The organism is Aeromonas simiae, assembly GCF_000820125.1.
GTDB lineage: Bacteria > Pseudomonadota > Gammaproteobacteria > Enterobacterales > Aeromonadaceae > Aeromonas > Aeromonas simiae.
On sequence record NZ_CDBY01000050.1, the window covers coordinates 1 to 26,437 of the forward strand.

The 26,437-nt window shown below is 60.4% G+C and carries 22 protein-coding genes, 2 tRNA genes and 3 pseudogenes; 4 read left to right on the forward strand and 23 right to left on the reverse strand.

All coding sequences use genetic code 11. The features are described from left to right. Nucleotides 1–144 (reverse strand): annotated as a pseudogene (locus BN1134_RS09075) (LysE family translocator); the annotation flags it as partial. 69 nt (nucleotides 145–213) lie between these two features. Further along, a complete protein-coding gene (locus BN1134_RS09080) occupies nucleotides 214–810 on the reverse strand; it encodes a LysE family translocator (RefSeq protein WP_042046819.1) in 597 nt (198 codons plus the stop codon). Nucleotides 811–925: 115 nt separating this feature from the next. On the opposite strand from BN1134_RS09080, the gene BN1134_RS09085 reads away from it, so the two are divergent. The 3 genes from BN1134_RS09085 to BN1134_RS09095 all read left to right on the forward strand — a co-directional run bounded on the left by BN1134_RS09085 (nucleotide 926) and on the right by BN1134_RS09095 (nucleotide 3,450). Continuing rightward, a complete protein-coding gene (locus BN1134_RS09085) occupies nucleotides 926–2,302 on the forward strand; it encodes an aminotransferase-like domain-containing protein (RefSeq protein ID WP_042046752.1) in 1,377 nt (458 codons plus the stop codon). 7 nt (nucleotides 2,303–2,309) lie between these two features. Next, entirely contained in the window at nucleotides 2,310–2,762 is a 453-nt protein-coding gene (locus BN1134_RS09090; protein ID WP_042046753.1) for a hypothetical protein, read from the forward strand. Nucleotides 2,763–2,895: 133 nt separating this feature from the next. Next, nucleotides 2,896–3,450, forward strand: coding sequence for a DUF2799 domain-containing protein (locus BN1134_RS09095; protein ID WP_042046754.1), 555 nt, complete (start codon nucleotides 2,896–2,898; stop codon nucleotides 3,448–3,450). Nucleotides 3,451–3,484: 34 nt separating this feature from the next. Here BN1134_RS09095 and BN1134_RS09100 read toward each other — a convergent pair whose 3' ends face one another. The 4 genes and pseudogenes from BN1134_RS09100 to BN1134_RS09115 all read right to left on the reverse strand — a co-directional run bounded on the left by BN1134_RS09100 (nucleotide 3,485) and on the right by BN1134_RS09115 (nucleotide 7,741). Further along, on the reverse strand, nucleotides 3,485–4,303 hold the full coding sequence (locus tag BN1134_RS09100) for a Cof-type HAD-IIB family hydrolase (protein ID WP_042046755.1): 819 nt from the start codon (nucleotides 4,301–4,303) through the stop codon (nucleotides 3,485–3,487). 133 nt (nucleotides 4,304–4,436) lie between these two features. Beyond that, nucleotides 4,437–6,077 carry a methyl-accepting chemotaxis protein gene (locus tag BN1134_RS09105; RefSeq protein WP_042046756.1) on the reverse strand — a complete coding sequence of 547 codons (1,641 nt, stop codon included), beginning with the start codon at nucleotides 6,075–6,077 and terminating at the stop codon, nucleotides 4,437–4,439. A 136-nt stretch (nucleotides 6,078–6,213) separates the two neighbouring features. Then, nucleotides 6,214–6,839, reverse strand: a pseudogene (locus tag BN1134_RS09110) (DsbA family protein). A 44-nt stretch (nucleotides 6,840–6,883) separates the two neighbouring features. Further along, a complete protein-coding gene (locus BN1134_RS09115; RefSeq protein WP_042046757.1) occupies nucleotides 6,884–7,741 on the reverse strand; it encodes a Vmh family MBL fold metallo-hydrolase in 858 nt (285 codons plus the stop codon). 109 nt (nucleotides 7,742–7,850) lie between these two features. On the opposite strand from BN1134_RS09115, the pseudogene BN1134_RS09120 reads away from it, so the two are divergent. Next, nucleotides 7,851–8,794: pseudogene (locus BN1134_RS09120) on the forward strand (LysR family transcriptional regulator). Between the two features lie 61 nt (nucleotides 8,795–8,855). On the opposite strand, the gene BN1134_RS09125 reads toward BN1134_RS09120, so the two are convergent. The 17 genes from BN1134_RS09125 to ftsH form a co-directional block, all read right to left on the reverse strand. After that, nucleotides 8,856–9,173, reverse strand: a complete 318-nt coding sequence (locus BN1134_RS09125; protein ID WP_052449458.1) for a hypothetical protein — start codon at nucleotides 9,171–9,173, stop codon at nucleotides 8,856–8,858. Between the two features lie 45 nt (nucleotides 9,174–9,218). Beyond that, on the reverse strand, nucleotides 9,219–9,614 hold the full coding sequence (gene fliS, locus BN1134_RS09130) for a flagellar export chaperone FliS (protein ID WP_042046759.1): 396 nt from the start codon (nucleotides 9,612–9,614) through the stop codon (nucleotides 9,219–9,221). Nucleotides 9,615–9,625: 11 nt separating this feature from the next. Then, nucleotides 9,626–10,909 (reverse strand): flagellar filament capping protein FliD, encoded by a 1,284-nt coding sequence (fliD, locus tag BN1134_RS09135; protein ID WP_042046760.1) that lies wholly within the window; start codon nucleotides 10,907–10,909, stop codon nucleotides 9,626–9,628. Nucleotides 10,910–11,065: 156 nt separating this feature from the next. Then, nucleotides 11,066–11,917 (reverse strand): lateral flagellin LafA, encoded by an 852-nt coding sequence (gene lafA / locus BN1134_RS09140; protein ID WP_042046761.1) that lies wholly within the window; start codon nucleotides 11,915–11,917, stop codon nucleotides 11,066–11,068. A gap of 529 nt (nucleotides 11,918–12,446) precedes the next feature. Beyond that, the gene (gene pnp / locus BN1134_RS09145) at nucleotides 12,447–14,597 is read right to left on the reverse strand and encodes a polyribonucleotide nucleotidyltransferase (RefSeq protein ID WP_042046762.1); all 2,151 of its coding nucleotides are present in this window, start codon (nucleotides 14,595–14,597) and stop codon (nucleotides 12,447–12,449) included. A 156-nt stretch (nucleotides 14,598–14,753) separates the two neighbouring features. After that, nucleotides 14,754–15,023: a 30S ribosomal protein S15 gene (gene rpsO / locus BN1134_RS09150; protein ID WP_042046764.1), complete on the reverse strand. Its 270-nt coding sequence runs from the start codon at nucleotides 15,021–15,023 to the stop codon at nucleotides 14,754–14,756. A gap of 122 nt (nucleotides 15,024–15,145) precedes the next feature. Beyond that, nucleotides 15,146–16,099: a tRNA pseudouridine(55) synthase TruB gene (gene truB, locus BN1134_RS09155; RefSeq protein WP_042046765.1), complete on the reverse strand. Its 954-nt coding sequence runs from the start codon at nucleotides 16,097–16,099 to the stop codon at nucleotides 15,146–15,148. Between the two features lie 2 nt (nucleotides 16,100–16,101). Next, nucleotides 16,102–16,509 carry a 30S ribosome-binding factor RbfA gene (gene rbfA / locus BN1134_RS09160; protein WP_042046766.1) on the reverse strand — a complete coding sequence of 136 codons (408 nt, stop codon included), beginning with the start codon at nucleotides 16,507–16,509 and terminating at the stop codon, nucleotides 16,102–16,104. A gap of 54 nt (nucleotides 16,510–16,563) precedes the next feature. Next, complete coding sequence (gene infB, locus BN1134_RS09165) at nucleotides 16,564–19,251, reverse strand: translation initiation factor IF-2 (protein ID WP_042046767.1); 2,688 nt, start codon at nucleotides 19,249–19,251, stop codon at nucleotides 16,564–16,566. Between the two features lie 26 nt (nucleotides 19,252–19,277). Beyond that, a complete protein-coding gene (gene nusA / locus BN1134_RS09170) occupies nucleotides 19,278–20,774 on the reverse strand; it encodes a transcription termination factor NusA (protein WP_042046768.1) in 1,497 nt (498 codons plus the stop codon). Nucleotides 20,775–20,788: 14 nt separating this feature from the next. Then, a complete protein-coding gene (gene rimP / locus BN1134_RS09175; RefSeq protein WP_042046770.1) occupies nucleotides 20,789–21,247 on the reverse strand; it encodes a ribosome maturation factor RimP in 459 nt (152 codons plus the stop codon). A 165-nt stretch (nucleotides 21,248–21,412) separates the two neighbouring features. Continuing rightward, nucleotides 21,413–21,489 (reverse strand) — tRNA-Met (locus BN1134_RS09180). Between the two features lie 89 nt (nucleotides 21,490–21,578). Next, nucleotides 21,579–21,663 (reverse strand) — tRNA-Leu (locus tag BN1134_RS09185). An 8-nt stretch (nucleotides 21,664–21,671) separates the two neighbouring features. After that, nucleotides 21,672–21,998 carry a preprotein translocase subunit SecG gene (gene secG / locus BN1134_RS09190; protein WP_042046771.1) on the reverse strand — a complete coding sequence of 109 codons (327 nt, stop codon included), beginning with the start codon at nucleotides 21,996–21,998 and terminating at the stop codon, nucleotides 21,672–21,674. A 212-nt stretch (nucleotides 21,999–22,210) separates the two neighbouring features. Next, complete coding sequence (gene glmM, locus BN1134_RS09195) at nucleotides 22,211–23,545, reverse strand: phosphoglucosamine mutase (protein ID WP_042046773.1); 1,335 nt, start codon at nucleotides 23,543–23,545, stop codon at nucleotides 22,211–22,213. A gap of 16 nt (nucleotides 23,546–23,561) precedes the next feature. Next, nucleotides 23,562–24,407, reverse strand: coding sequence for a dihydropteroate synthase (gene folP / locus BN1134_RS09200; RefSeq protein ID WP_042046775.1), 846 nt, complete (start codon nucleotides 24,405–24,407; stop codon nucleotides 23,562–23,564). Between the two features lie 68 nt (nucleotides 24,408–24,475). Continuing rightward, nucleotides 24,476–26,422 (reverse strand): ATP-dependent zinc metalloprotease FtsH, encoded by a 1,947-nt coding sequence (gene ftsH, locus BN1134_RS09205; protein ID WP_042046777.1) that lies wholly within the window; start codon nucleotides 26,420–26,422, stop codon nucleotides 24,476–24,478. Nucleotides 26,423–26,437: the final 15 nt, after the last annotated feature.

Here is a 26,437-nt window from a genome sequence, read left to right on the forward strand (position 1 = left end):
CCCCACCACCCCCACCAGCAGGGGCAGGCTGCGGCGAAATCCCTGGGCGGCCCCACTGCTGGTCAGCAACATATTGTTAGGGCCAGGGGTGCCACAGGTCACTAGGGCAAACCCTGTCAGGGGCAGTAGCCAGTTCAGATCCATCTCAACCTCATTACTACGGAGCAAGGGCACTCAATATGCAGCACCCTCTTTATCAGGCGCAAGCGGCCCCTACATCCAAAGCATCACCACACACAGGGCGGTCAACCCGCCCAGGGTGCCGTTGAGGCGGCGCCAACCACGCTCGGAGCGAACCCAATGGCCCAACTGCTGGCCAAACAGCACCCAGACTCCGCAGCTTGGCAGCGCCACCAGCACGAAGGCCCCCATCACCACCAACTGGCTCGGCCAGTAGCCGGCCCCCTCGCGGGTGAACAGGCTGATGGCCGAGATCCCCATCATCCAGGCCTTGGGGTTGAGAAACTGAAACGCCACCCCCTCGAGCAGGGTCAGCGGACGGCTGCGCTGCACCGGATCGCCGGGCGCCCCGGCCACGGCAATGCGCCATGCCAGCCACAGCAGATAGAGGCTGCCAAAACACTGCAAGGCGAGCCGCAGCAGGGGCCAACGCTCAAACAGGGGATAGAGGCCGAGCGCCAACACCAGCTGTAACACCGGCTGGCCGACACTGACACCCAGCAGGTGTGGCAGGGTGCGCCGCATCCCGAAGTTAGCCCCCGAGGCGGTCAGCATCAGGTTGTTCGGCCCCGGCGTCCCGCAGGTGAGCAGCGCAAATCCAAACAGGGTGACCACCCATTCCATCGTCATCATCTCTCGCTCCCGAACTGTGATTGCATCGATACAATCCACGCATCGCGCTGTTTATTGTCTCGAATTCACGCTATATTGCCGAAACAATCCGATCAATGGTTTTATTGTCACCATGACAATCTGGACTCCCGACCTCTCGGCCCACGAGGGCCCCCTCTACCTGCGGCTGGCCCAGGCCATCGCTCAGGCCATCGCCGCCGGCCAGTTGCCCCCCGGCAGCCGGCTGCCGACCCAGCGCGCCCTGGCCGACCGGCTGGGTGTCACGGTCGGCACCATCACCCGTGCCTATGCCGAGGCGGAGCGGCGCGGCCTGCTGGTCGCCCAGGTCGGCAACGGTACCTGGGTTCGGGAGCACGGCGAGGCAAAGCCCGCCGACTGGCCGGTGCGTGAAGAGCTAGAGGGGCGCATCGAGTTGTGGCAAAACTTGCCTGTGCCCATCGACAGGGCTGCCATGCTGGCCCCCCTGCTGCATCAGGTGGCCGATGAGGGGGATCTCAACCGGCTGCTTGGTTACGATCAGGAGGCCGGCCGCCCCCACCAACGCCAGGCCTTCATCGACTGGCTGGCGGGGCTCGGCATCCCGGCCAGCCACGACCGCTTCCTGTTCTGTAATGGTGCCCAGCACGGCATCATGCTGACCCTGCTCGGCCTCGGCTGTGTCGGGGAGCCGATCGCCTGCGAAGGGCTGACCTATCCCGGCCTGCTGGGGGCGGCGCGCCAGCTCAACTGCCAGGTGATAGCGGTGGCGATGGACGAAGAGGGCATGCTGCCCGAGGCCCTTGATGCGGCCTGCCGCCAACGCCGGCCACGGCTGGTCTACCTCACCCCCACCCTGCAAAACCCCACTACCGGCATGATGGGCGAGGCGCGGCGCCGCGACATTCTGGCGGTGTGCGAGCGGCACGGGGTGTGGGTGGTGGAAGATGACGTCAACGGCTTGCTGCCGGCGGGGCGACCAGCCCCCATGGTGACGCTGGCGCCGGAGCGGGTGATCCACCTCGGCAGCCTGGCCAAGATCGCCTGCGGTGGCTTACGGGTCGGTTTTCTGCTCTGCCCCCCTTCGCTGCGCATGGCGTTGGCCCAGGCGATGCGCCTGTCGAGCTGGATGGTGAGCCCCCTGCTGCTCGAAGTGGCCGCGCGTCTGCTGGGGCAAGGGCTGACCCCGCTGCTCGAAGAGCAGCGCCGCATCCTGCATCGCCGCGCTGAGCTGCTGCTCCACCTGCTACCGGATGCCCGCTGGCAACACGGCGCCATGCACGCCTGGCTGCCACTGCCGCCCCCCTGGCGCAGCCAGGAGTTTGCCGCCGCCGCCGATGCGGCCGGGGTCGGAGTCACCAGCGGTGAGCTGTTCGCCGCCGGCCAGTTTGCCGCCCCTCAGGGGGTGCGCCTGAGCCTGAGCCAGCCATCGAGCGATGCGCTGCTCGCCGAAGGGCTCACCCGGTTGCGGGATCTGCTGGCCGGCGCGCCTCCCATCCACCCCCTGCTCTAGGCCCCCCATGAAGCGACTGCCACTGCTGCTCACCTTGCTGCTGGCCGGTTGTGCCACCCCCCAGCAGCGCCAGCTCGGCCACGTCATCGGCGCCCTTGACGATGAACTGCACCGGCTCGAGGAGCAGCTCGCCGCCCTGGGCGGCCTGCGTTACCAGAAGGCCATCGATGCCCCACTCTCGTTGCGCCAACGCCTGGCCGCGCGGGAGCAAGAGGGCATTGGCGCCCGGCTCGCCGATGGTCCCGAGCTGACCTATTACTACCGGCTGTCCCGTCCACCCGAAGGGGGGCGGGTGAGCGCCGAGCCGTGCCATGACTATGAGTTCGAACTGCGCCGCCTCGGCCGCTTCGGCGTGCTACACCTGAGCTGGCAGAGCCCGGCAGGAGAGGGCCACCAGATCCAGTACCAGCGCAGCTGCCTCTGGCCCGCGGTCGATGCCACGGCCTCCACCCCATCGTAGGGCCCCTTGCCGTCGAAGGGGTCGCATCATTTGCCGCGCCGCTGACCCCGGCCAGGATTGTCCACTTCCCCTCTTTGCGCCGGCCACGTTCAGCCCTAAAATGCCGCCATCCCGATGACCAGGAAGTCTCACCATGCCCTCACGTCTGTTGATCCTGACCCTCCCGCTGCTGCTTGGCGCCTGCTCGACCCTCTCCGAGGAGGAGTGCCGCAACGCCAGTTGGTACAACCTTGGCTACCAGGATGGGGAGCGCGGCCGCACCCAGCAGGAGATCCCCAAATACCGGGAGAGCTGTAGCGAATATGGGGTGAAGGTGGATGAAACGGAGTGGAAGCGCGGCTACCAGAAGGGACTTGAGCTGTTTTGCATCCCCGAGCTGGCCTACAGCAAGGGGCGCGACGGGGTCGAGTATCTCGGGGTTTGCCCGAATGACGCCAGCTTCCTCAAGCAGTATCAGCGCGGTCGCGACGAGTACCTGCTGAACCAGCGTATTGCTGAGCTGCAAGATGAGCTGCGCCGCCTGGATGACGAGATAGGCGCCGTTGAACGGCAGATGCGTAGCAGCGATGGGGACGAACTCGACTACTACCGCAGCCAGCGTTACCGCATGATACGCCACGCCGAGGCGGTGCAAGAGGAGATCTGGCGCCTGCGCAACCCACCCAAGGTGATCGAGTTCAAGCTGTAACCCCAAGAGGGCGCCGTGCGCGCCCTCTTCGCCATCAGGCCAACACCCAGCGTTGCAGCGCCAGGGCGATGCCATCCTCGTTGTGATCCGCCGTCACCTTGTGGGCCTGCGCCCGGATCTGAGGAGCCGCGTTGCCCATGGCCACGGCCAACCCGACTTGGGCAAACATGCTGATGTCGTTGTTGTTGTCGCCAAACGCCACTATCTGCGCCATGTCGATCCCCTCACTGGCCGCCCACTGGGTCAGCCGGTTTCCCTTGCTGCATCGGCGCTCCACCAGCTCGATGGCATAGGGAGCGGCCCAATCCTGGTTAAGTGGCAGCGGCTGCACCCGGCTGGCCACCACGTCGTGCAGCTGGGCGGGATCGTCACCAAACAGCTCGAACTTCCACACCGACTCGGCCAGCAGGTCGGGGCGCTCCTCAAGCGGCAACAGGGCGATGTTCAGGTGCTCGGGCTGACGCGCCGACCAGCCGCGCATCTTGGTCACCTGCTCCTGACAACCGAGATAGGCAATCCCCTCAGAAAGATGGATAAGCGCCCCCATGCTCTCCCCTTCCAGCACCTCGAGCAGGGTCGCCAGCGCCGGTTTGGGCAAGGGATCGCCCCGCACGATGCAGTCATGCGCCGGGTCGTAGAGGTAGGCGCCGTTGCTACAGATGATGGGGGTATCGAGCCCAAGCTCGTGGTGGAAGGGGCGCGCCATCATATAGTGGCGGCCGGTAACCAGGATCACCTTGAGACCACGGCGACGCGCCTCTTCCAGCGCCTCCCTGGTGGCTGTCGAGATGCGGTGGTCCCGTGTGAGCAAGGTGCCATCCATGTCCAGTGCGATGGCCTGATAGGGGGTCATGCTTCTCTCCCTGCTGAAAAATGGGAGTAATAAGCTAGACCAGAACCCCGCCTGCTACCAGCCTCGATGCTCGCTCCTGTGAGATGCGATAAAAAAGGGGCGCTACGGCGCCCCTTTCCAGCCCTGAGCAGGGTCAAACGCGAAAACGCTGCACCATATCCTGCAACTGGGTCGCCAGATGGTTCAGATCGTTGCATGCCAGGGCCATCTGATTGGCACCGGCACCCACCTCCTCCGAGGCGTGGCTGATGTTGACCACGTTGCGGTTGAGCTCCTCACTGACCGCTCCCTGCTCCTCGGTGGCCGTGGCGATCTGTATGTTCATCTGGGAGATGCTGCCCACGGCGCCGCTGATTTCGGCAATCGCGCCGCCCGCCTCACGGGCGGTCAGCACCGTCTCGTTCATCATCTCCTGACTTTGCGCCATGGTGCTACCGGCCTGCTCCGCCCGTTGCTGCAACTCGGCGATGATGGAGTTGATCTGGGTCGTGGAGTCCTGGGTTCGCTTGGCCAGGGTGCGCACTTCGTCGGCCACCACGGCAAAACCGCGCCCCTGTTCACCGGCCCGGGCCGCCTCGATGGCGGCGTTGAGGGCCAGCAGGTTGGTCTGCTCGGCGATACCGCGGATCACCTCCAGCACCACGCCGATGTTGCGGCTGTCTTCGCCCAGCTGCTCGATGACGCGGGCGGTGCTCTCAATGGCCGTCGCAACCTGCTCGATACGGCGAATCGACTCCTGCACCGTCTGCGCCCCCTGCTCGGCGCGCTGGCTAGCCTGACTGGCCGCATCGGCCGCATCGCTGGTATTACGCGATACCTCCTGCACCGTGGCCTGCATCTCGTTCATGGCGGTGGCAAGCTGATTCAGCTCGTGCTGCTGGCTGTTCATGTTGCCAGCCGACTGGCTCGCCACGGCGCTGATCTCCTCGGCGGCCGAGCCCAACTGCACCACAGAGCCGGAGACCTCGCTCACCAGCCGGCGCAGGCTGTCTTGCATCTCGCCAAAGCCATGGGCCAGCTGACCCAGCTCGTCGTTGTTAAAGTGCTGGCGCTCGAGGCGGCTACCCAGATCGCCGGCAGCGACCTTGCGGGTCTGCTCCAGCAGGGCCATCACGGGGCGGCGCGCCTGCTGGGTCAGCCACCAGGCCAGCCCTACCAGCAACAGGATGGTCAGCAAGCTGGCCCCCAACACCATGTTGCGCGACTGGGCATAGGTGTGATGACTGTCCTGAGCCTGCTCGAGTGCGAGGCGCTCATTGATCGCACGCAACTGTCCTGCATAGCCCATCGCCTCTTCCAGCGCCTGGCGGGTCTCATTCTTTCGCAGCGCCGTTACCTTGGTCAGCTCCTGCTGACGAATGGCTGCCACCAGTTGCTCATGGAGCTGGAAGTAACGATTGATCGCGCTGCGCAGCTTATCGTAATTGCTGCGCTCTTCCGGTGTGCTGAAGGGGAGAGAGCCGTAGTGTGCCAGCTCGGCTTCAAAGGTCTCTTTGAGATTGTTGAACTTACTGATCCCATCTTCGACTTCGGCCGGGTCATTGCTAATCGCCCCGATCACCGACACCAGCTCGAGGCGGCGGGTATCCAGCAGGTAGGCGTTGATCTTGCCTGAGCTGGCCACGGAGGGAAGCATGTTATCGGCCAGGCGGGAAGCATCGGCATTGAGGCGGGAGAGCTGGGCGATGGAGAACCACACCAACCCCACCACCATGAGCGCCAGCAGGATAAAACCGTAACCTAACTTCTGACCAATCGACAGATTCTTGAACATGGCTGGCATCCTTTTGCTCATCATGCCGGCATAGGCTACCGGCAACACAACAGAGCATAGTGTGAGAGAGTAATACACAGAATGAGTATGGGTTAACTCTCTCTTATCGGCCTGCCAGCCGGGATCCTGAGGCCGTTTATCTCAATGCCGCGTTCAGCTGCGCCATGAAGTGATCCGTCTCGCCAAACGAGGGCGACAGTGGTACCAGCGTGCCATCTCGCTCCAACCCCAGCGTCGGATAGCCGTGCCCCCCGAGGCGACGCAGCCAGTGCAGGCTCTGGGTCAGGTGCTCGTCCAGTGGCGCCGCCGCATAAGCGGCGTGAAAGTCAGCCTCCTCCCCCCCTGCTCGGCAGCCAGTGCGGCCAGGAATGCCACATCGCCCACCCATAGACCGTCTCGATAGTGAGAGGTCTGGATACGCTGCAACAGCGCCAAACCATCACCCCCCAGAGCGGTCACCGCCATGATGGCGCGGATAGGCGGTTCAGAATCGAGGGTCAGCCGAGTATCGAGCAGCAGCGCATTGAAATAGCGCTCACCAAAATGCTGACCCGTCAGCGCCTCAATGCGTTCATCATGGGGGCGCACATGCTGACGCAGCGCCGCCCCCATGGGCTGGCGGCGAGCGCCGAGCCACAATCCGCCGGCGTGCAGTTCGATGGTAAGGCCCGGCACGTCCGCCGCCGCCTTCAAGAGGGGAGCGGCGCCATAGCACCAACCACAGAGCGGGTCGTAAACATAGTGAAGGCGGGTCGGATTCATCATGGTGCTCTCATGGGGCCGGGCGATGCCCGGCCTGCCGCCGCTTACCACTTCATCTCACCGGTCGCGACCTTGGCGCCGATAGCCAGGCCATCGTCCACCGGCAGCGCCGGGTAAGCCTGCTTCATCGCATCGATAAGAGCCGCCGCGTCCTTGCTCTTGGCCAGCTCGGCCTCGAAACGCAGTACATAGTCACGGGTGAAGCTGACGGCCTCGGCCCCCTGCATCTCCTGACCCAGGAAGTGGCCGGGGATGACGCGCTCAGGTTGCAGTGCCAGCAGCTGATCCAGGGTCTCGACCCACTGACCGCGCACCGCCTGAGTCTGGCTATCGGCCATCCATACATGCACGCCGCTGGAGACCGCCACCCCACCAAAGGCGGTCTTGACCGAAGGGGCCCACAGGAAGGCGCTCGGGGTATTCATCGCCTTCACCTCTATGGTCTCGCCCTCCAGAGTCAGTTGGGAGGCGGTCAACACCTGCGGCACCGTCAGGCTCTTGGGCGCATCTTTGCCGAGGATCGGGCCCCAGTAGGCCAGCTTGGCATCCTTGGTCTCCTTGATGTGGTCGACCACGTGCTGGCTGGCCAGCACCTTGACGTCGGGGAAGGCGGCTAGGATCGGCTCAAGACCGAAGTAATAATCGGGGTCCCCGGCGCTGATATAGATGGTGGTCAGCTGCTTGCCGCTCTGCTTGATGAGCTCGACCAGCGCCTGGCCATTTTTCACATCAAACTGAGCATCCACCAAGATGGCCTCTTTCTCGCCGGTCACCAGCTCGGAGGAAACCGGGAATATCCCCTTGTCACCGGGGTTATAGACCTGGATGTTCAACGGCGCCGCAACGGCAGCGGCGCTGCCCAGGGTGGAAGCCAGGGTCAGGGTAAGCAGAGCGTGTTTCATGGTGTTGCCTCATCGTGGGTCGGTGTCGATGGGAACAGTCTATTGGATCATTTTTATGCCAAATACCGCATAATAGTGACTTCACTGTTGCATATATCGAGCAGATAACATGGATAGACTGACTGCGCTGCAGGTTTTTGTCACCGTCGTCGAACAGGGCAACCTCAGCGCCGCCGCCGAGCGGCTCGACATGTCCCGCGCCATGGTGTCGCGCTATTTGGGGGAGCTGGAGGGATGGATGGGGGCCCGTCTGCTGCACCGCACCACCCGGCGTCTGAGCCTGACCGGCCCCGGTGAAGAGACGCTGGTTCGGGCGCGCAGCATGTTGGCGTTGGGTGAGGAGATGGAGCGGCTGGCCGCTCATGCCGGCGACGCCCCCAAGGGGCACGGGTCACTTGCAGCTATTCACTGGCTGATGCCTTTCTGATGCAGGCCGCTCAGGAGTATCTCTCCCGCTGGCCCGGGACGGCTATCGACATCCTGCAACTGGATCGCACCGTCAATCTGGTGGAAGAGCGCATCGATCTGGCATTGCGCATCACCAACGACCTCGATCCCAATCTGGTTGCTCGCCGCCTCGGTTGCTGCCGCTCCGTGGTCTGCGCCAGTCCGGCCTATCTCAAGGCTCACGGAACACCGCAGCGGGTACAGGATCTCGCCCTGCACAACTGCCTGACCTACTCCTATTTTGGCAAGAGCCTCTGGCAGTTTGAGGGGGCAAACGGCCCCGAATCAGTGCCGGTCAGCGGCAACCTGAGCGCCAACACCTCTAACCTGCTGCTCAAAAGTACCCTGTTGGGCAGCGGAGTCAGCATGCAGCCTCTCTATTCGGTGGCCGGCCACCTTGAGCGCGGTGAGCTGCTTCCCTTGCTGACCAAGCTGGAGCCCCGCCGGCTCGGGGTCTATGGCATCTATACCACGCGCAAGCAGATGTCCCCCCTGCTGCGCAGTTTCATCGATTTTCTGGTGGAGCGGATGGCGCAAGATCCCCTGTGGCAGGAGCCCTCACAACGAAGCGCTTCCTGGGCCCCTTCCTCCCCCAGCGCGCAATAAAAAAGCCTATCCGGTCATGGATAGGCTTATGGCGTCGCGAAGAGAGCAAAGAGGCGCCGCGCTAGATTCCCGCGACCTCCTCATAGGCACGCAACCCTTCCGATTGTCCGCGCATCGCCTGCCACACTTTCAGGCTGCGCTCCATCTCGATACGGCACAACTCACGCGCTTCGGCATGCTCTGCCCGTATGATCTGACGCACCGGCTCAAGGGCCTGCCACAGTTCAGGGTCCTTGGCCAGACGGCGAGCGGTCGCAGCCAAGGTCACATCCAGCGCCTGCACCGCACTCCATCCCCCGTTGCGGGCCTGGATCAGCAAGCGCTGGCTCAACGCGCGCAGTTGCTGCCCGACTTTTGCCTGGTGCTCATTTAGTTTCATCAAGACTCTCCTCGCCAAGGGACAACACGGCCATCCGTCCACTCATTAGCGATTCTGATGGCGCGCCATGCCTTCCCAACCGATGCGTAGCTCACCGATGATGTTGCGCACTTCCTGCAACCCCTCAACGCGGTTGCTCACGCTCGCCTCAAACAAACGCTGACCACAGTAGTCATACAATTTGTGTAAATTGAGCGCCAGCTCCCCCCCTTGTTCCATATCAAGGGCGCTGTCGAGACCTCCGAGGATATCCAAACAGCGGGAGATCGATTGCCCTTTACGATCAAGCTGACGGGCAAGCATGTGCCCCTCAACCCGGGAGATCTCATCGAGCAGCCCATCGATCAACATCAGCACCAACTGGTGCGGATTAGCACTGGCCGCCTTGGCATGGGTAGCGGCCTGTTGATAGGCCGCAAACGGATCGTCTTGTCCAAACATAATTTGCTCGCTTAAAGGTACTGCATGCTTTCCATCATCTGGTTCAACGCGGAGAACTGCTTCAGGTAACGCTGATAAGCCGCTTCCATTCGCTGATCGAAGGCTTCCATCTTGTCTTCCAGACGCTTCTGGCTACGTTCGATACTCTCTTCCCGCTGCTTGATGATGCCATCACGAGCGGTATAGCTGTCCAGGCTCTTTTCCATGCGCTTGAGCAGGCCATCATCCCCCAGCATGGCCTTACCGAGGACTTCCGGGTCTTTCTCCAGCGCCTTGTTAAAGTCAGTGGAGCTGAAACTCAGTTTACCTTCACGGTCAGTCTTAATGCCGATATCGGAAAGCGTCATGCCATTGGGCAGATCCCGCACACTGTTGCGCAAGGTGTTTTTCAGACCACGGGCCGTAGAGTCACCATACAAGGCGCCACCGGAAGCCGTCATCTTGTTGAGGTCGTCCATCAGTTCGTTGTAATCATCAACGAACTTCTGCAATGCCTCAGTCATCTGTTCACTATCCTGGCTGACCGACACCTGCAAAGGGCCGCTATCTGCCGGCTGCGGCTTGGTCAGCTCAATGGTCAAGCCATCGACCACGTTCTCGAAGGTATTGCTGCCTTGCTTGATCTCCAGGGCGCCAGGACCGCTGCCCATGACCAGAATGGCGTCCTGCGCCGGGCTCAGCTCACGCATGTTATCCACGGCGCTGGCAAATGCCTCAGAAGCCTCGCTTCCGGCAACCGGGGTATAGTTGACACTGATCTGATTCGCTTCACCCGTCTCGGTGCTGGTCATGACCAAATTGGTCTTGCCATCGGTACGCACCAGCGTCGCCTTCACCCCAGGGTTGCTGCTGGAGTTGTTAATGGCGTCGGCCAAGTCCTTCGCATTGGCATTGGGCGGCAGCGTCGAGAGATCAATGGCCATCTCCTCGTCACCCACGTTGACGGTCAGAATACCATCTTCGGGCAGCGCTGAATCACCATCGAGCTCAATCCCCACCTGGTGGGAGGTCGCCACCTGCTTGGACTGGAAGTTGTATTGTCCCGAACTTGCCTGACCATTGGAGGTCACGGTCAGGAACCCCTCATCGGAGATGGTCGTCTTCTGAGCCTGCATCTTGGCGGGATCGTTCAGATCCTTGAGCATGCTCTGGAAGGCTTTGGTCTTGCTATTGAGCGAACCGTAAGCGGCACTCTGGGCTTGCAGGCTGCTCTGCTGTTTTTGATGCATCGCATCGGTATTGAGACGTTCGGCGGCGACCAGCTGGGCGGCAACAGAAGCGGGATTGATCTGCATAACTTAAGTACTCCATTGAGTTTTATGCGGCAGTCATAACAAAGCCGCCACGAGGCGGCTTTGTTATGACCCCTAAATGGCATTGGGAAGGCTCCCAAAGCGGATGAGGGGACCAAAACAACGGGCCACCACAAGGGTGGCCCGCTAGCAACCGGATTAGTTCAGCAGGGAGGTCACCATGCTGGTCATCTGGTTGGACTTGGACAGGACGGACATGCCGGCTTGCATCAGCATCTGGCCCTTGGTCATGTTGGTGGTTTCAGCAGCGAAGTCAGCATCCATGATGCGGCCGTTGGCCACGTCGGTGTTTTCCTTCATGTTGGACAGGTTGCTGATGGTGTGCTCCAGACGGTTGATGTTGGCACCGAACTGGGAACGGGCAGCACCGATGGTGTCCAGGCTGTCAGCAATGCTGTCCATGGCGGCGCTGAAGTCAGCGCTGGTACCGGCGCCCAGAGCTTCAACAACATCAGCAGCGCCATCGATCAGAGCGTTGACCGCTTGTACGTTGGTGCTGGCATCCAGAACCAGCTTCTCGTCAGAGTTGCCACCAATCTGGAAAGTCACAGTGTCACCGAACTTACCATCGTCGGTCAGCAGCTGGTCGCCACCGAAACGGGTGTTGTCACGGATGTTAACCAGCTCGGCAGCCAGCTCGGTCATTTCGTCAGCGATGGCTTGACGGTCAGCAGCACTGGCCGTGTCGTTCGCGCCCTGGGTGGCCAGGTCCTTCATACGCTGGGCGATGTTGGTCATCTCGTCCATGGCGCCTTCAGCGGTCTGCATCATGGAGATGGCATCCTGAGCGTTACGCATACCCATGGCCTGGCCATTGGATTGAGCTTGCAGACGGGTGGCCATCTGCAGGCCAGCGGCATCGTCAGCGGCGCTGTTGATGCGCAGGCCGGTACCCAGACGCTGCATCGCGGTGCTCAGGGAGCTGTTGGTGCTGGTCAGTTGGTTCTGGGTTACCAGGGAGGCGTAGTTGGTGTGGATGGAGATAGCCATTGTCTTGTTTTCCTTAAAGTTACACGCTGCAAAGCAGCTCTCGAATCACATAGAAAGAGAAACGACCGTCCCTTTGAAAAAATTAAGTCTTCTGACATTTTTTATAAAAAAATCTTCTTTATCCCTGCGTTTTTCAGAACACGATGACACAACCAAAACCGGATACCCCTGGGTGAGCTCGCCGCACCGCTGCGCTGGAGCCTGGGGATCTGCCGCTCTCAGCCTTTCCCCATCGCACCATACCGAGTGCTGACCCATGCCCAAAAAGAGCAATGCACCGCCCTCCTCAAAGGGAAGCAAGGTGGGCAGGAGGAAAGAATAAGAGGAGAGTATAAACAGACGGCGCCGCGCTCATTGGCCTGCGAGGCTCACCGCCACCAAGAAGCGGCGCGGCAACAGCACGAAGAGAGCGCCGTCAGAACGCGATGAGGGGACAACCGATGGGCAAGGGTGAAGCCCTCCTCCACGGGGCCAGCGCCATCACCATAAAAAAAGCCGCCCTATCGGGCGGCTTTTTCATGACGGAGCCTTACTCGGCGGCCGGCTCTTCGGCAACAACCGGTGCCGCTTCGGCGGCGGCCGGCGCAGGAGCGGCGGCATCGGCATTGGCTTCCTTGATGGAGAGACGGACGCGGCCCTGACGGTCCACTTCCAGTACCTTCACCTTGACCATGTCACCGATGTTCAGGTAGTCAGCCACATTCTGCACGCGCTCTTCGGTGATCTGGGAGATGTGTACCAGACCATCCTTGCCCGGCAGGATATTGACGAAGGCACCGAAGTCGGCCAGACGCACCACCTTACCTTCGTAGATGCGGCCCACTTCCACCTCGGCGGTGATGGCCTCGATACGGCGGATCGCTTCCTTGGCGGCATCGCCGTCCACAGCAGCGATACGCACGGTACCGTCATCATCCAGCTCGATGTTGGTGCCGGTCTCTTCGGTCAGGGCACGGATGACGGAGCCACCCTTGCCGATGACGTCCTTGATCTTCTCCGGGCTGATCTTGATGGTGTGGATGCGCGGGGCGAAATCGGAGATCTCGGCACGCGGGGCGGCAATCGCCTCGTCCATCACCTTCAGGATGTGCAGACGCGCGTCACGGGCCTGCTTCAGGGCGATCTCCATGATCTCCTTGGTGATGCCTTCGATCTTGATGTCCATCTGCAGGGCGGTCACGCCCTCGGTGGTACCGGCCACCTTGAAGTCCATGTCGCCCAGGTGATCTTCATCACCCAGGATGTCGGACAGCACGACGAAGCCATCTTCTTCCTTCACCAGGCCCATGGCGATACCGGCCACAGAGGCCTTGATCGGCACACCGGCATCCATCAGAGCCAGGGAGGTACCACACACGGAGGCCATGGAGGAGGAGCCGTTGGACTCGGTGATCTCAGAGACCACACGCACCACGTACGGGAACTCGTCAGCGCTCGGCATTACCGCAGCGACGCCGCGCTTGGCCAGACGACCGTGGCCGATTTCACGGCGCTTCGGGCTGCCCATCATGCCGGTCTCACCCACGCAGTAGGGCGGGAAGTTGTAGTGCAGCATGAAGCGATCGGCACGGTTGCCGGTCAGCTCGTCGATGTTTTGGGCGTCACGCTCGGTACCCAGGGTGGCAACCACCATGGCCTGAGTCTCACCACGGGTGAACAGGGCGGAGCCGTGGGTACGCGGCAGCACGCCGGTGGCCACATTCAGGGCACGCACCATGTGCGGATCACGACCGTCGATACGCGGCTCGCCACGCACCACGCGGCCACGGACGATGCGGCTCTCCAGGTTGTGGAACTCTTCGCCGATCTTCTTCGGATCCAAGGTGGCGTCAGCCGCAACCAGCTGCTCGATGACGCGCTGCTTGATGCCGCCGATGGTCTCGTAACGCACGGCCTTCTCGGTGATGCGGTAGGCTTCACCCAGTTCGGCGGTGGCCAGCTCGGCAACCTTGTCCTTCAGAGCCTGATTGACGGCCGGAGCAACCCAGTCCCACGGCTTGGCACCGGCTTCGGCGGCAAACTCGTTGATGGCGCTGATGACGGTCTGCATCTGCTCGTGGCCATAAACCACGGCGCCCAGCATGACATCTTCCGGCAGGACGGAGGCTTCGGACTCCACCATCAGCACGGCGCTGGCGGTACCCGCCACCACCAGATCCAGCTGGCTGTTAGCCAGCTCGCTCACGGTCGGGTTCAGCAGGTACTGACCGTTCATGTAACCGACGCGGGCGGCGCCGATCGGGCCGTTAAAAGGAATGCCAGAGACGGCCAGCGCGGCAGAGGCGCCGATCATGGCCACGATGTCCGGGGAAACCTGCGGGTTAACGGACATCACGGTGGCAACCACCTGAACCTCGTTGAGGAAGCCTTCCGGGAACAGCGGGCGGATCGGACGGTCGATCAGACGGGCGATCAGGGTTTCACCCTCGCTCGGACGACCTTCACGACGGAAAAAACCGCCCGGGATACGGCCAGCAGCGTAGGTACGCTCCTGATAGTTGACAGTCAGGGGGAAGAAGTCGCGGCTCAGATCGGCTTCTTTCTTGCCGACCACGGTAACGAACACACAGGTGTCGTCCATGCTGACCATGACCGCGCCGGTAGCCTGACGGGCCATCATGCCGGTTTCGAGAGTGACGGTATGCTGACCGTATTGGAATGACTTAACAGTAGGATTCACGTGAATTTCCTTTTATCAATTTGGCCTTTCAATTTCGCGCCCAAGTATACTTGATTCGAGTTAAAAGGTAAGCGGCGTCGCATCAGGGTTGCGTACGCCGTAACGAAAAAAGGGGAACCTTTCGGTTCCCCTTTTTGCGTGAAATCTTGCCGTCGATTAGCGACGCAGACCCAGCTTGGCGATCAGAGCAGCATAACGCTCTACATCCTTACGCTTCAGGTAGTCCAGCAGCTTACGACGCTGGGAAACCATGCGCAGCAGACCGCGACGACCGTGGTGGTCCTTGGCGTGCTGCTTGAAGTGGCCTTGCAGGTGGTTGATCTGGGCAGTCAGCAGGGCAACCTGAACTTCCGGGGAACCGGTGTCGTTAGCGCCACGAGCGTGTTCGGCTACGATTTGAGCCTTGATTTCAGCGTTTAGAGACATGAGTCTACTCCAACAGAGTGTTTAAAGGTTCACAGCCGATCTCTAATTCAGCCGTGAAATGAGGGCGGTATCATACCATTTTTGCCGTTCTTGGCAATCACCATGGCGATACCACCCGGCCATCAGGCCTCTTCGCCGCCGAGACGCACCAGACGACGCGGTGCGACCCGCCCCTCTTCGTCAATCTCGCCAACGCCGATGAACTCGCGCTCCGGGCCAACGGTCATACGCACCTGACCCTCTTGCGGCGCCCCAGCCACCTGAACCGCTTGGCCCTGGTTAACATAGGCGGCAACCGCCGGCAGCAGATTCACCTCGGGCAGGGAAGCCACGGCGGTGTCCATCGGCAGCAGCAGCGGATCCAGATGCTCGCGTGGCGGCACGGTCTGGGCACGGGCATGCTCGAAGATGCACTCAAGCTGCTCCAGGGTCAGCATCCGCTCATAGGGATAACTGGCCACCTGGGTACGACGCAGGGCGGTCACGTGGGCGCCACAGCCGAGCAGCTCGCCAAGATCATCGACCAGGGAGCGGATATAGGTGCCCTTACTGCAATGCACCTCCATCTTCACCTCATCCCCTTCCACACTGATGAGCTTGAGCTCATAGATGGTGATGGGGCGGGCCTCGCGCTCAATTTCAATGCCTTCGCGGGCATATTCATAGAGCGGGCGACCGTTGTGCTTGAGCGCCGAATACATGGACGGCACCTGCATGATGGGGCCGCGGAACTTGTCGAGCGCCTCGATGATGTCACCCATGGCGACATTGACCGGACGCTCGCTGACCACCTCGCCATCCGCATCGCTGGTATCGGTACGCACACCGAGTTTGGCGGTCACCTGATAACGCTTGTCGGCGTCGAGCAGGAACTGGGAGAACTTGGTGGCCTCACCGAGGCAGATCGGCAGCATGCCGGTCGCCAGGGGATCGAGCGCGCCGGTATGGCCCGCCTTGGCCGCGTTGTAAATCCGCTTGACCTTCTGCAACACATCGTTGGAAGTCAGGCCAGCCGGCTTGTCGAGCAGCAGGATACCGTGTACTTCACGGCCCTTGAAACGACGTCTGCGAGACATCTTCAGCTTTCATCCTCTTCATTGCGACCGGATTCGGCCATACGACGCTTGTCATCCCGGATGGTGTTGGTCACCAGATTGGACATGCGCATCCCCTCGACCAGCGTCTCGTCATAGAAGAAACGCAGCTCGGGCACCACGCGCAGACGCATGGCACTGCCGAGCAGGCTACGGATGTAGCCGGCGGCCTCGCCGAGGGCGGCCAGGGCTTCCTTAATTCGCTCGGCATCGTTGTCGAGCTGCAGGAAGGTGACATAAACCTTGGCATAGTTGAGGTCACGGGAGACCTCCACGTCAGAGACGGTCACCATGCCGATACGCGGGTCTTTGACCTCGCGCTGCAGGATCAGTGCGATTTCGCGCTGGATCTGCTGTCCGACCCGACGGGTCCGACTGAATTCTCTCGCCATGTTTTTACACCTGCGATAAAGGGGGGCCGAAGCCCCCCATCTTGAACCTTCGAATTACAGAGTACGCTGGATTTCAACGGTCTCGTACACTTCGATCTGGTCGCCAACGCGAACGTCGTTGTAGTTCTTCACCGCGATGCCGCACTCGTAGCCATTCTTGACTTCGTTGACGTCATCCTTGAAGCGGCGCAGGGACTCCAGCTCGCCTTCGTAGATCACCACGTTCTCACGCAGCACACGAATACGGTTGGAACGCTTGACCACACCCTCGGTGACCATACAGCCGGCAACGGCACCGAACTTGGGCGACTTGAACACGTCGCGCACTTCGGCCAGACCGATGATCTCCTGCTTGTACTCCGGCGCCAGCATACCGCTCATGGCCTGCTTCACTTCGTCGATCAGGTCATAGATGACGGAGTAGTAGCGCAGATCCAGGCTCTCGGCCTCGATCACCTTGCGGGCAGAGGCATCGGCACGGACGTTGAAGCCCAGCAGAATGGCGTTGGAGGCGGCGGCCAGGGTGGCGTCGGTTTCGGTCAGACCACCGACACCGGAGCCGACGATCTTCACCTTCACCTCGTCGGTGGAGAGCTTGACCAGCGCGTCGCAGATGGCCTCTACAGAGCCCTGTACGTCGGCCTTGAGCACCACGTTCACTTCGGAGACTTCGCCTTCGGTCATGTTGGCAAACATGTTCTCCAGCTTGGCCTTCTGCTGGCGAGCCAGCTTGACCTCACGGAACTTGCCTTGACGATAGAGTGCCACTTCACGGGCCTTCTTCTCGTCACGTACGACAGTGGCTTCATCACCGGCAGAGGGCACGCCGGACAGGCCGAGGATTTCCACCGGCAGGGAGGGGCCGGCTTCTTTGATCTCTTTACCCAGCTCGTCACGCATGGCACGAATACGACCGTATTCGAGACCGCACAGCACGATGTCGCCCTGACGCAGGGTCCCTTCCTGTACCAGCACGGTGGCAACCGGGCCACGGCCCTTGTCGAGGAAGGATTCGATCACCACGCCATTGGCCATACCGTCATAAACGGCCTTCAGCTCCAGCACTTCGGCCTGGATCAGGATGGCGTCGAGCAGCTCGTCGATGCCCTGGCCAGACTTGGCGGAGACGTGCACGAACTGGCAGTCACCACCCCAGTCTTCGGACATGACGTCATAGCGAGCCAGCTCGGTCTTGACGCGATCCGGATCGGCTTCCGGTTTGTCGATCTTGTTAACAGCCACCACCAGCGGTACACCCGCTGCCTTGGCGTGCTGGATCGCTTCGACGGTCTGCGGCATCACGCCGTCATCGGCCGCCACGACCAGCACCACGATATCGGTGGCCTTGGCACCACGAGCACGCATGGAGGTAAACGCTGCGTGACCCGGGGTATCCAGGAAAGTGATCATGCCGCTTTCGGTCTTAACATGGTAAGCACCGATGTGCTGGGTGATGCCACCGGCTTCGCCCGCCGCGACCTTGGCCTTACGGATGTAGTCGAGCAGCGAGGTCTTACCGTGGTCAACGTGGCCCATGATGGTGACCACAGGTGCACGCGGTTTGGCTTCGGAGGTCTCGTCACGATCAGACAGTACCGCCTCTTCCAGCTCGTTCTCACGACGCAGCACCACCTTGTGGCCCATCTCTTCGGCGACCAGCTGAGCGGTCTCCTGGTCGATGACCTGGTTGATGGTGGCCATGGCGCCCATCTTCATCATCGCCTTGATGACTTCCACGCCCTTGACCGCCATCTTGTTGGCCAATTCGGCCACAGTGATGGTTTCGCCGATCACGACGTCACGGTTCACGGCAGCAGCCGGCTTGTTAAAGCCGTGCTTCATGGCGTTCGGGGTGGCCATCTTGCCACGCTTACCCTTACGGGCACGCGGGTTGCGATCATCGCGGTCGTCGTCACGACGGCCGGTCTTCTTGGGCCCCTTGGGAGCAGCGGCGCTACGGCGGCGGCTCTCTTCTTTGCTGTCCTGTTCGTCTTCGGCAGCCTGGGCATGCTTGGAGGTGGTGACGTGATAGTCACTGCTCTCGCTGGCACGCTTGGCCTCTTCCTCAGCCCAACGGGCCGCGTTCTCTTCAGCCATCAGACGGGCTTCTTCCGCCTTCTTGGCTGCTAATTCTTCCGCCTTCTGAAGGGCGGCCGCTTCTTGTTGGCGCTTCAGTTCTTCTGCTTCGCGCTTGGCCATCTTCTCTGCCTCTTGCTGAGCTGTGCTACCGGCTGCTTTGGCGGGCTGCTGCTGAGCCTGTCGAGCCTTCTTATCTGCCTCGATTCGCGCCTTTTCCTCAGCTTCCAGGCGAGCCTGCTCAGCCGAACGGCGAGCCTTCTCTTCAGCCTCGATGCGAGCCTTCTCTTCGGCTTCGCTGCGGGCCTTCTCTTCCGCTTCCAAACGCGCTTTTTCTTCGGCTTCCTGACGCTGCTGATCTTCCAGCGCCGAGCGTCTCACATAGGTGCGAGATTTACGCACCTCAACCTGCACTTCCTTGTTCTTGCCGCCAGTCCCCTGAACACTCAGCGTGCTCTTGGTCTTGCGTTGCAAAGTCATGCGGGCCGGGGTGACATCGCCACCATGCTGTTTCTTCAGATGAGCCAGCAGAGTCTGCTTTTCAGACTCGCTAACCATATCGTCGGCCGCGCTCTTTTCGATGCCGGCCGCGACAAACTGCTGGAGAAGACGATCAACCGGTGTGTCGATGTCAGTGGCAAGTTGTTTTACCGATACTTCTGCCATTCATTTACCTCCGTTTGATCCTGTACTCAAGACTGCTCTCCGAACCAACAGATGTTGCGAGCAGCCATTATCAGCTCACCAGCCTTCTCGGCGGTCAGCCCTTCGATATCGGCAAGGTCATCAATGCCTTGCTCGGCCAAATCTTCCAAGGTGCCGATACCGCGCGCGGCCAGCGCATGAGCGGTCTCGTTGTCCAGCCCTTCGAGAGCCAGCAGCTCTTCACTCGGCTCGACAGCTTCCTTGGATTCTTCATTGGCCAGCGCCTTGGTGGTCAAAGCGGCTTTAGCACGGCCACGCAGCTCTTCGACGGTGTCTTCATCCAGGCCGTCGATAGCCAGCAGTTCGTTCACCGGTACGTAGGCAATCTCTTCCAGGGTGGAGAAACCTTCTTCCATCAGCATCTCGGCGAAATCGTCGTCGATGTCGAGGGCAGTGGTAAACAGGTTAATGATGCGATCGTTTTCGGCCTGGTGCTTGGCACGCATGTCTTCAACGGTCATCACGTTCAGTTCCCAACCGGTCAGTTGGGAGGCCAGACGCACGTTCTGGCCGTTACGGCCGATGGCCTGAGCCAGGTTGGCCGCTTCCACGGCGATGTCCATGGTGTGGTTGTCTTCATCAACGATGATGGAGGCTACATCGGCCGGCGCCATGGCGTTGATCACGTACTGAGCCGGGTTGTCATCGTACAGCACGATGTCGGCACGCTCGCCGCTGAGTTCAGCAGAGACCGCCTGAACACGAGCACCACGCATACCGATACAGGCACCGATCGGATCGATACGGCGATCGTTGGTCTTTACCGCGATCTTGGCGCGGGAACCCGGGTCACGAGCCGCGCCCATGATTTCGATCATCTCTTCGCCAATCTCGGGCACTTCGATGCGGAACAGCTCTTTGAGGAAGTCCGGGCTGGAGCGGCTGACAAACAGCTGGGAGCCACGCGCCTCGGGACGCACCGAGTAGAGCAGGCCACGCACGCGGTCACCGGGGCGGAACATTTCACGCGGCAGCATGTCGTCACGGAAAATCACTGCTTCGGCGTTGCTGCCGAGATCCAGGATGATGTTGTCGCGGTTACTCTTCTTCACCACGCCGCTGATGATGGTGCCTTCCTTATCCTTGAACTGCTCAACGACTTGGGAACGCTCCGCTTCGCGCACTTTCTGCACGATCACCTGCTTGGCGGTCTGGGTGGTGATTCGGTCGAAGGTGACAGATTCAATCTGATCTTCAACGTACTCGCCCAGCTGGATCTCGGGTTCTTCAACCTGAGCCGCTTCCAGGGTGATCTCGGCATACGGGTTTTCCATCTCGGCCTGGTCGGCAATCACTTTCCAGCGGCGGAAGGTATCGAAGTCACCCGTCTTACGATCGATGGCAACACGCACTTCGATCTCACCTTCGTACTTCTTCTTGGTCGCGGTGGCCAGCGCGGTCTCCAGAGCCTGGAAGATCTTCTCGCGGGGTACGGCCTTCTCGTTGGAAACTGCGTCAACGACCAGCAAAATCTCTTTGTTCATGTGGAAAAGCCTCGTTAACCGAAGTGCGGCACAATGTTGGCCTTCTGGATGTTGGTGAAAGCCAGCATTTCATCCTTACCATCTACCGTCAGGGTGATCAGGTCACCCTGTACAGCCTTAATTACGCCTGTGAACTTGCGGCGGTTATTGGTAGCCATCCGGAGCGTTACCGCCGCCTCTTGGCCAATGTATTTCTCGAAATGGGCGACCTTGAACAGGGCACGGTCGAGGCCAGGAGAGGAGACCTCGAGGTAGTACTCCTCGCTGATCGGATCCTCAACATCCAGCAGCGCCCCAGCCTGATAGCTCACTTCCGCACAATTATCGACAGAGACACCCTGTTCACTGTCGATATAGATGCGCAGAGTGGAGTGCTTGCCGGCACGGGCAAATTCGATTCCCCACAGTTCGAAGCCGAGGGCCTGAATTGGCGCCTCGAGCAGCTCGGTCAGACGTTGTTCCAACGTAGCCAAAGTCACCCTCCGAAAAAACAAAAAAAGGGCATAAAGCCCAGGTCTGATCAGGTCAGCATAAAGCGCACATGACAAAAAGCCCCGATATCAAATCGGGGCTTGTCGCTTTACCCTGATTGTCGCCTCGCAGCGACCGCCTTCCTGAGCAATGGAAAGCGTGAAATTTGGTTGCGGGGGCCGGATTTGAACCGACGACCTTCGGGTTATGAGCCCGACGAGCTACCAGGCTGCTCCACCCCGCGTCCGAAATCGTGCGAGATTATAGCCACATCAAAACTCAGGTTCAAGATTTGACGGGCTCCCCGAACTAAAGCATCGGGTTACTCTCAATTGGTGCCGTGGGCGGGACTCGAACCCGCACACCCTAGGGCACTACCCCCTCAAGATAGCGTGTCTACCAATTTCACCACCACGGCATTAACTCTTAGTTGGGTACGTCAGCGTCCTTGTTTACCGGCGCTTCAGTTTTCTCAACCTGCTGAGGTTGTTGCAGGTTTTCCCACTCGCCACTCTGTTTTACCTTGTGAGTAGACAGGTTACCAAGCACCAGGCTAATCACGAAAAACACAGTCGCCAAAATCGCAGTTGTACGGGTCAGGAAGTTTCCTGAACCGGAAGAACCGAAAATCGTATTCGATGCCCCGGCGCCGAAGGAGGCACCCATATCAGCTCCCTTACCTTGCTGAACCATCACCAAGCCAATCAGACCCAGCGAAACAAGCAGATAAAGAACCAACAAAATCTCGTACATTGCACTTACCCTTTAGGAATGAGGCCCACCGGCCTTCTCAGATTCTAGATTTCCCAGCAACTTACTCGCGCCAGGCTTGAATCCTCACTCCCTTGCGAAAGCGAGGCAGATAATATCGACCACACCCACCACTGACAAGCACTTTTTTGAAGTTTTTGAATCGTTTGAGCGAGATATAGGCAAGACGGCCAAAAAGCCGCCTTACCTGACCCTTAAATGGCCGATTTCACCTGTTCGGCAATGCGCTGGGCCATGGAGCGAACCTGCTCTTCATGCTCACCTTCAACCATGACGCGGATCAGCGGCTCAGTGCCGGACTTGCGCAGCAGTACCCGGCCACGACCGGCCAGCTCCTGCTCAACCTTGCTGACTTCATCATGTACCGCTTGGCAAGAGAGCGGATCTTGCCCTTCACCGTAACGGACATTGATGAGGATTTGCGGGAACTTGGACATGCCGGAGCGCAGCTTGGAGAGCGGCATCTCGGCAGCACGCATGGCCCCCAGCACCTGCAGAGCAGCGACGATACCATCCCCAGTGGTGGTCTGATCCAGGCAGATGATGTGACCGGAGTTTTCTCCCCCGATGCGCCACCCCTTCTGCTCCATCATCTCCAGCACGTAGCGATCGCCCACCTTGGCACGGGCAAACGGAATACCGAGCGTCTGCAGCGCCAGTTCGAGCCCCATGTTGGCCATCAGGGTACCCACCACGCCACCTTTGAGGCGACCATTACGCAGCGCATCACGGGCGATGATGTAAAGAATTTCGTCACCATCGATGATGTAGCCGGTGCTGTCGACCATGACCACCCGATCGCCATCGCCATCGAAGGCGATCCCCAGATCCGCCTTGCACTCAAGAACCTTGGCCGCCAGCGCATCCGGTGCGGTAGAGCCGACACCGTCATTGATGTTGAGGCCATTCGGCTCACAGCCAATGGCGATGACTTCGGCCCCCAGTTCACGGAATACGGAAGGGGCGATGTGATAGGTGGCGCCATGACCGCAGTCCACCACGAGACGCAGCCCATCCAGATTCAACAGGGAGGGAAAGGTGCTCTTGCAAAACTCGATATAGCGGCCGGCCGCATCATCGATACGCACCGCCTTGCCGAGCAGGGCCGACTCAACACACTCCAGATCGTGATCCAGCATATCCTCGATGGCCTCTTCCACCTCGTCCGGCAACTTGGTGCCATCGGCAGAGAAGAACTTGATGCCGTTATCGTAGAAAGGGTTGTGCGAGGCGCTGATGACGATGCCGGCCTCAGCACGGAAGGTGCGAGTCAAATACGCCACGGCGGGAGTTGGCATGGGGCCAAGCAGCGTGGCCTTGAGGCCGGCTGCGGAGAGGCCGGCTTCCAGCGCCGCTTCCAGCATGTAGCCGGAGATCCGGGTGTCCTTACCGATCAATACCTTCTTGGTGCCCTTCTTGGAGAGTACCTTACCGGCCGCCCAACCCAACTTCATCACAAAATCAGGAGTAATGGGGAACTCACCCACCTTGCCACGCACTCCGTCGGTGCCGAAATACTTTCTTGCCATTGTTATCGTGCTCGTATCATTTTTGGGAAAAATCCCGGCCAGTCATGGTCATCCACGCCACCCGAAGGGCATCCATGGTGGCCTGCACGTCGTGCACGCGGATGATGCGTGCCCCCTTCTGCATGCCGATCATGGCACAAGCCAGACTCCCGGGCAGCCGCTCATCAACCGGACGGCCCAGCAGGTTGCCTATCATAGACTTTCGCGACATTCCGACCAAGAGTGGCAGTGCGTAATCGAGCAGTTGCTCCTGACAGGCGAGCAGTTGGTAGTTGTGGGCGAGGTTCTTGCCAAAGCCATAGCCAGGATCGAGCAGGAGTCGGTCACGAGCTATCCCGGCCGCTTCGCAGGCCTGGATCCGTTCGTCGAAGAAGGCGCGCACCTCACCGAGTAGATCCTCATAATGAGGCGCCTGCTGCATGGTTCTCGGCTGTCCCTGCATATGCATCAGGCAGACGGGGACACCCGCCTCAGCCGCAGCCTGCAGTGCGCCGGGCTCCTGTAAGGCACGCACGTCGTTGATGAGATGGGCACCCGCACGGCACCCCTCGCGCATCACGGCGGCCTTGGAGGTATCGAGCGAGAGCATGACCTCACACTCGCGAACCAGATGCTCCACCACGGGGATAACCCGATCCAGCTCCTCCTGCTCGCTCACAGCGGGGGCTCCAGGACGAGTCGACTCCCCCCCGATATCGATCAGGGTCGCCCCTTCAGCCACCATGTTACGGGCATGGGCCAGCGCCAGATCGAGCCGATTCCAGCTGCCGCCATCCGAAAATGAGTCTGGCGTGACGTTGAGAATCCCCATCACGTGCGGGCGTTCGAGAGAAAGAGAAATTCCCTTGCTTTCCAGCAACATAAAACTCCTTGATGCGTCCGGAACAAAGAAAAACCCCGGGCAAGCCCGGGGTTTGGTGAGATCAGTGGTTACTGGGCCGGTAGATCATTGGCCTTACCGATATCGGCATCACCCTTATCTTGCGGCTCGACAGCTGGCGTGCTGTCGCTCTCAGCAGAAGCGCCCCCTTGCGGGGTATCGCCATGCTCATCATGCCAGTTGCTGGGAGCACGTACTTCACGGCGCGCCATCAGATCGTCGATCTGCTTAGCGTCGATGGTCTCGTACTTCATCAGCGCATCTTTCATGCTATGCAACACGTCCATATTATCGAGCAGGATCTGCTTGGAACGGGCATAGTTGCGATCGATGACTTGCTTGACCTCTGCATCGATGACGCGAGCAGTGTCGTCGGACATGTGCTTGGCCTTGGCCATGCTGCGACCGAGGAACACCTCACCATCTTCTTCTGCATAGAGCATGGGGCCGAGACGCTCGGACATGCCCCACTGGGTGACCATCTTGCGGGCGATGTCGGTAGCACGCTCGATATCATTTGAAGCCCCAGTGGATACCTTCTCGGCACCATAGATAAGCTCTTCAGCGAGACGTCCACCATACAGGCTGGAGATCATCGACTCCAGATGCTGCTTGGAGTGACTCCAGCGATCCTGTTCCGGCAGATACATGGTCACCCCCAGCGCACGACCACGCGGGATGATGGATACCTTGTAAACCGGGTCATGATCCGGCACCAGACGACCGATGATGGCGTGACCTGCCTCATGATAGGCGGTCATCTCCTTCTCGGACTCCTTCATTACCATGGAGCGACGTTCCGCCCCCATCATGATCTTGTCCTTGGCCTTCTCGAACTCGGCCATGGAGACCACGCGGCGGCTCTCACGGGCAGAGAAGAGGGCAGCCTCGTTGACCAGGTTGGCCAGGTCGGCACCGGAGAAACCAGGGGTACCACGGGCAATCAGCGCCGGGTTGACGTCATCAGCCAACGGCACTTTGCGCATATGCACCTTCAGGATCTGCTCACGACCGCGGACATCCGGCAGGCCCACCACGACCTGGCGGTCGAAACGGCCCGGACGCAGCAGGGCAGGGTCAAGCACATCGGGACGGTTGGTCGCAGCGATGACGATGATGCCCTCGTTGCCTTCAAAACCATCCATCTCGACCAGCATCTGGTTGAGTGTCTGCTCACGTTCATCGTGACCACCGCCCAGACCCGCGCCACGCTGACGACCGACCGCGTCGATTTCATCGATGAAGATGATGCAGGGCGAAGACTTCTTGGCCTGCTCGAACATGTCACGAACCCGGGAGGCACCCACACCGACGAACATCTCGACGAAATCAGAGCCGGAGATGGTGAAGAAAGGCACCTTGGCCTCACCGGCAATGGCCTTGGCCAGCAGGGTCTTACCAGTACCGGGAGGGCCCACCAGCAGCACGCCGGTCGGGATCTTGCCACCCAGCTTCTGGAATTTGCTCGGATCACGCAGATAATCGACCAGCTCCTTGACCTCCTCCTTGGCCTCATCGCAACCGGCGACATCGGCAAAGGTGGTCTTGATCTGATCTTCACTCATCAGGCGCGCCTTGCTCTTGCCAAAGGACATGGCACCTTTGCCACCGCCCCCTTGCATCTGACGCATGAAGAACACCCACACGCCGATCAGCAGCAGCATGGGGAACCAGGAGATGAAGATGGAGGTAATAAGGGAAGGCTCTTCCGGCTTGACCCCCTCAACCTTGACGTTGTGGTTGATCAAGTCGTTGATCAGCTGATCATCCTGCGCAGGAATAACAGTCAGAAAACGCTCGCCACTACGCTTGACGCCATTGATGACCTTACCGTCAATCCGCACTTCCCGGATCTGTTCCTGAGACACATCCTTGACAAAACTGGTGTAATCCAGCTGTCGCCCGGCGGTATCACTGGGGCTGAAGCTGTTAAACACTGACATCAAGACGACAGCGATGACCAGCCACAGGATTAAATTTTTCGCCATGTCACTCAAATCAGTAACCTCGCA

Coding starts and splice junctions, on each gene's coding strand:
- infB (WP_042046767.1), bottom strand. CDS start 19,251: ATGGCAGAAGTATCGGTAAAACAACTTGCCACTGACATCGACACACCG.
- BN1134_RS09090 (WP_042046753.1), top strand. CDS start 2,310: ATGAAGCGACTGCCACTGCTGCTCACCTTGCTGCTGGCCGGTTGTGCC.
- BN1134_RS09125 (WP_052449458.1), bottom strand. CDS start 9,173: ATGAAACTAAATGAGCACCAGGCAAAAGTCGGGCAGCAACTGCGCGCG.
- secG (WP_042046771.1), bottom strand. CDS start 21,998: ATGTACGAGATTTTGTTGGTTCTTTATCTGCTTGTTTCGCTGGGTCTG.
- BN1134_RS09105 (WP_042046756.1), bottom strand. CDS start 6,077: ATGTTCAAGAATCTGTCGATTGGTCAGAAGTTAGGTTACGGTTTTATC.
- fliS (WP_042046759.1), bottom strand. CDS start 9,614: ATGTTTGGACAAGACGATCCGTTTGCGGCCTATCAACAGGCCGCTACC.
- lafA (WP_042046761.1), bottom strand. CDS start 11,917: ATGGCTATCTCCATCCACACCAACTACGCCTCCCTGGTAACCCAGAAC.
- glmM (WP_042046773.1), bottom strand. CDS start 23,545: ATGGCAAGAAAGTATTTCGGCACCGACGGAGTGCGTGGCAAGGTGGGT.
- truB (WP_042046765.1), bottom strand. CDS start 16,099: ATGTCTCGCAGACGTCGTTTCAAGGGCCGTGAAGTACACGGTATCCTG.
- rpsO (WP_042046764.1), bottom strand. CDS start 15,023: ATGTCTCTAAACGCTGAAATCAAGGCTCAAATCGTAGCCGAACACGCT.
- BN1134_RS09100 (WP_042046755.1), bottom strand. CDS start 4,303: ATGACCCCCTATCAGGCCATCGCACTGGACATGGATGGCACCTTGCTC.
- fliD (WP_042046760.1), bottom strand. CDS start 10,909: ATGCAGATCAATCCCGCTTCTGTTGCCGCCCAGCTGGTCGCCGCCGAA.
- nusA (WP_042046768.1), bottom strand. CDS start 20,774: ATGAACAAAGAGATTTTGCTGGTCGTTGACGCAGTTTCCAACGAGAAG.
- BN1134_RS09085 (WP_042046752.1), top strand. CDS start 926: ATGACAATCTGGACTCCCGACCTCTCGGCCCACGAGGGCCCCCTCTAC.
- BN1134_RS09080 (WP_042046819.1), bottom strand. CDS start 810: ATGACGATGGAATGGGTGGTCACCCTGTTTGGATTTGCGCTGCTCACC.
- folP (WP_042046775.1), bottom strand. CDS start 24,407: ATGTTGCTGGAAAGCAAGGGAATTTCTCTTTCTCTCGAACGCCCGCAC.
- BN1134_RS09115 (WP_042046757.1), bottom strand. CDS start 7,741: ATGAAACACGCTCTGCTTACCCTGACCCTGGCTTCCACCCTGGGCAGC.
- BN1134_RS09095 (WP_042046754.1), top strand. CDS start 2,896: ATGCCCTCACGTCTGTTGATCCTGACCCTCCCGCTGCTGCTTGGCGCC.
- rbfA (WP_042046766.1), bottom strand. CDS start 16,509: ATGGCGAGAGAATTCAGTCGGACCCGTCGGGTCGGACAGCAGATCCAG.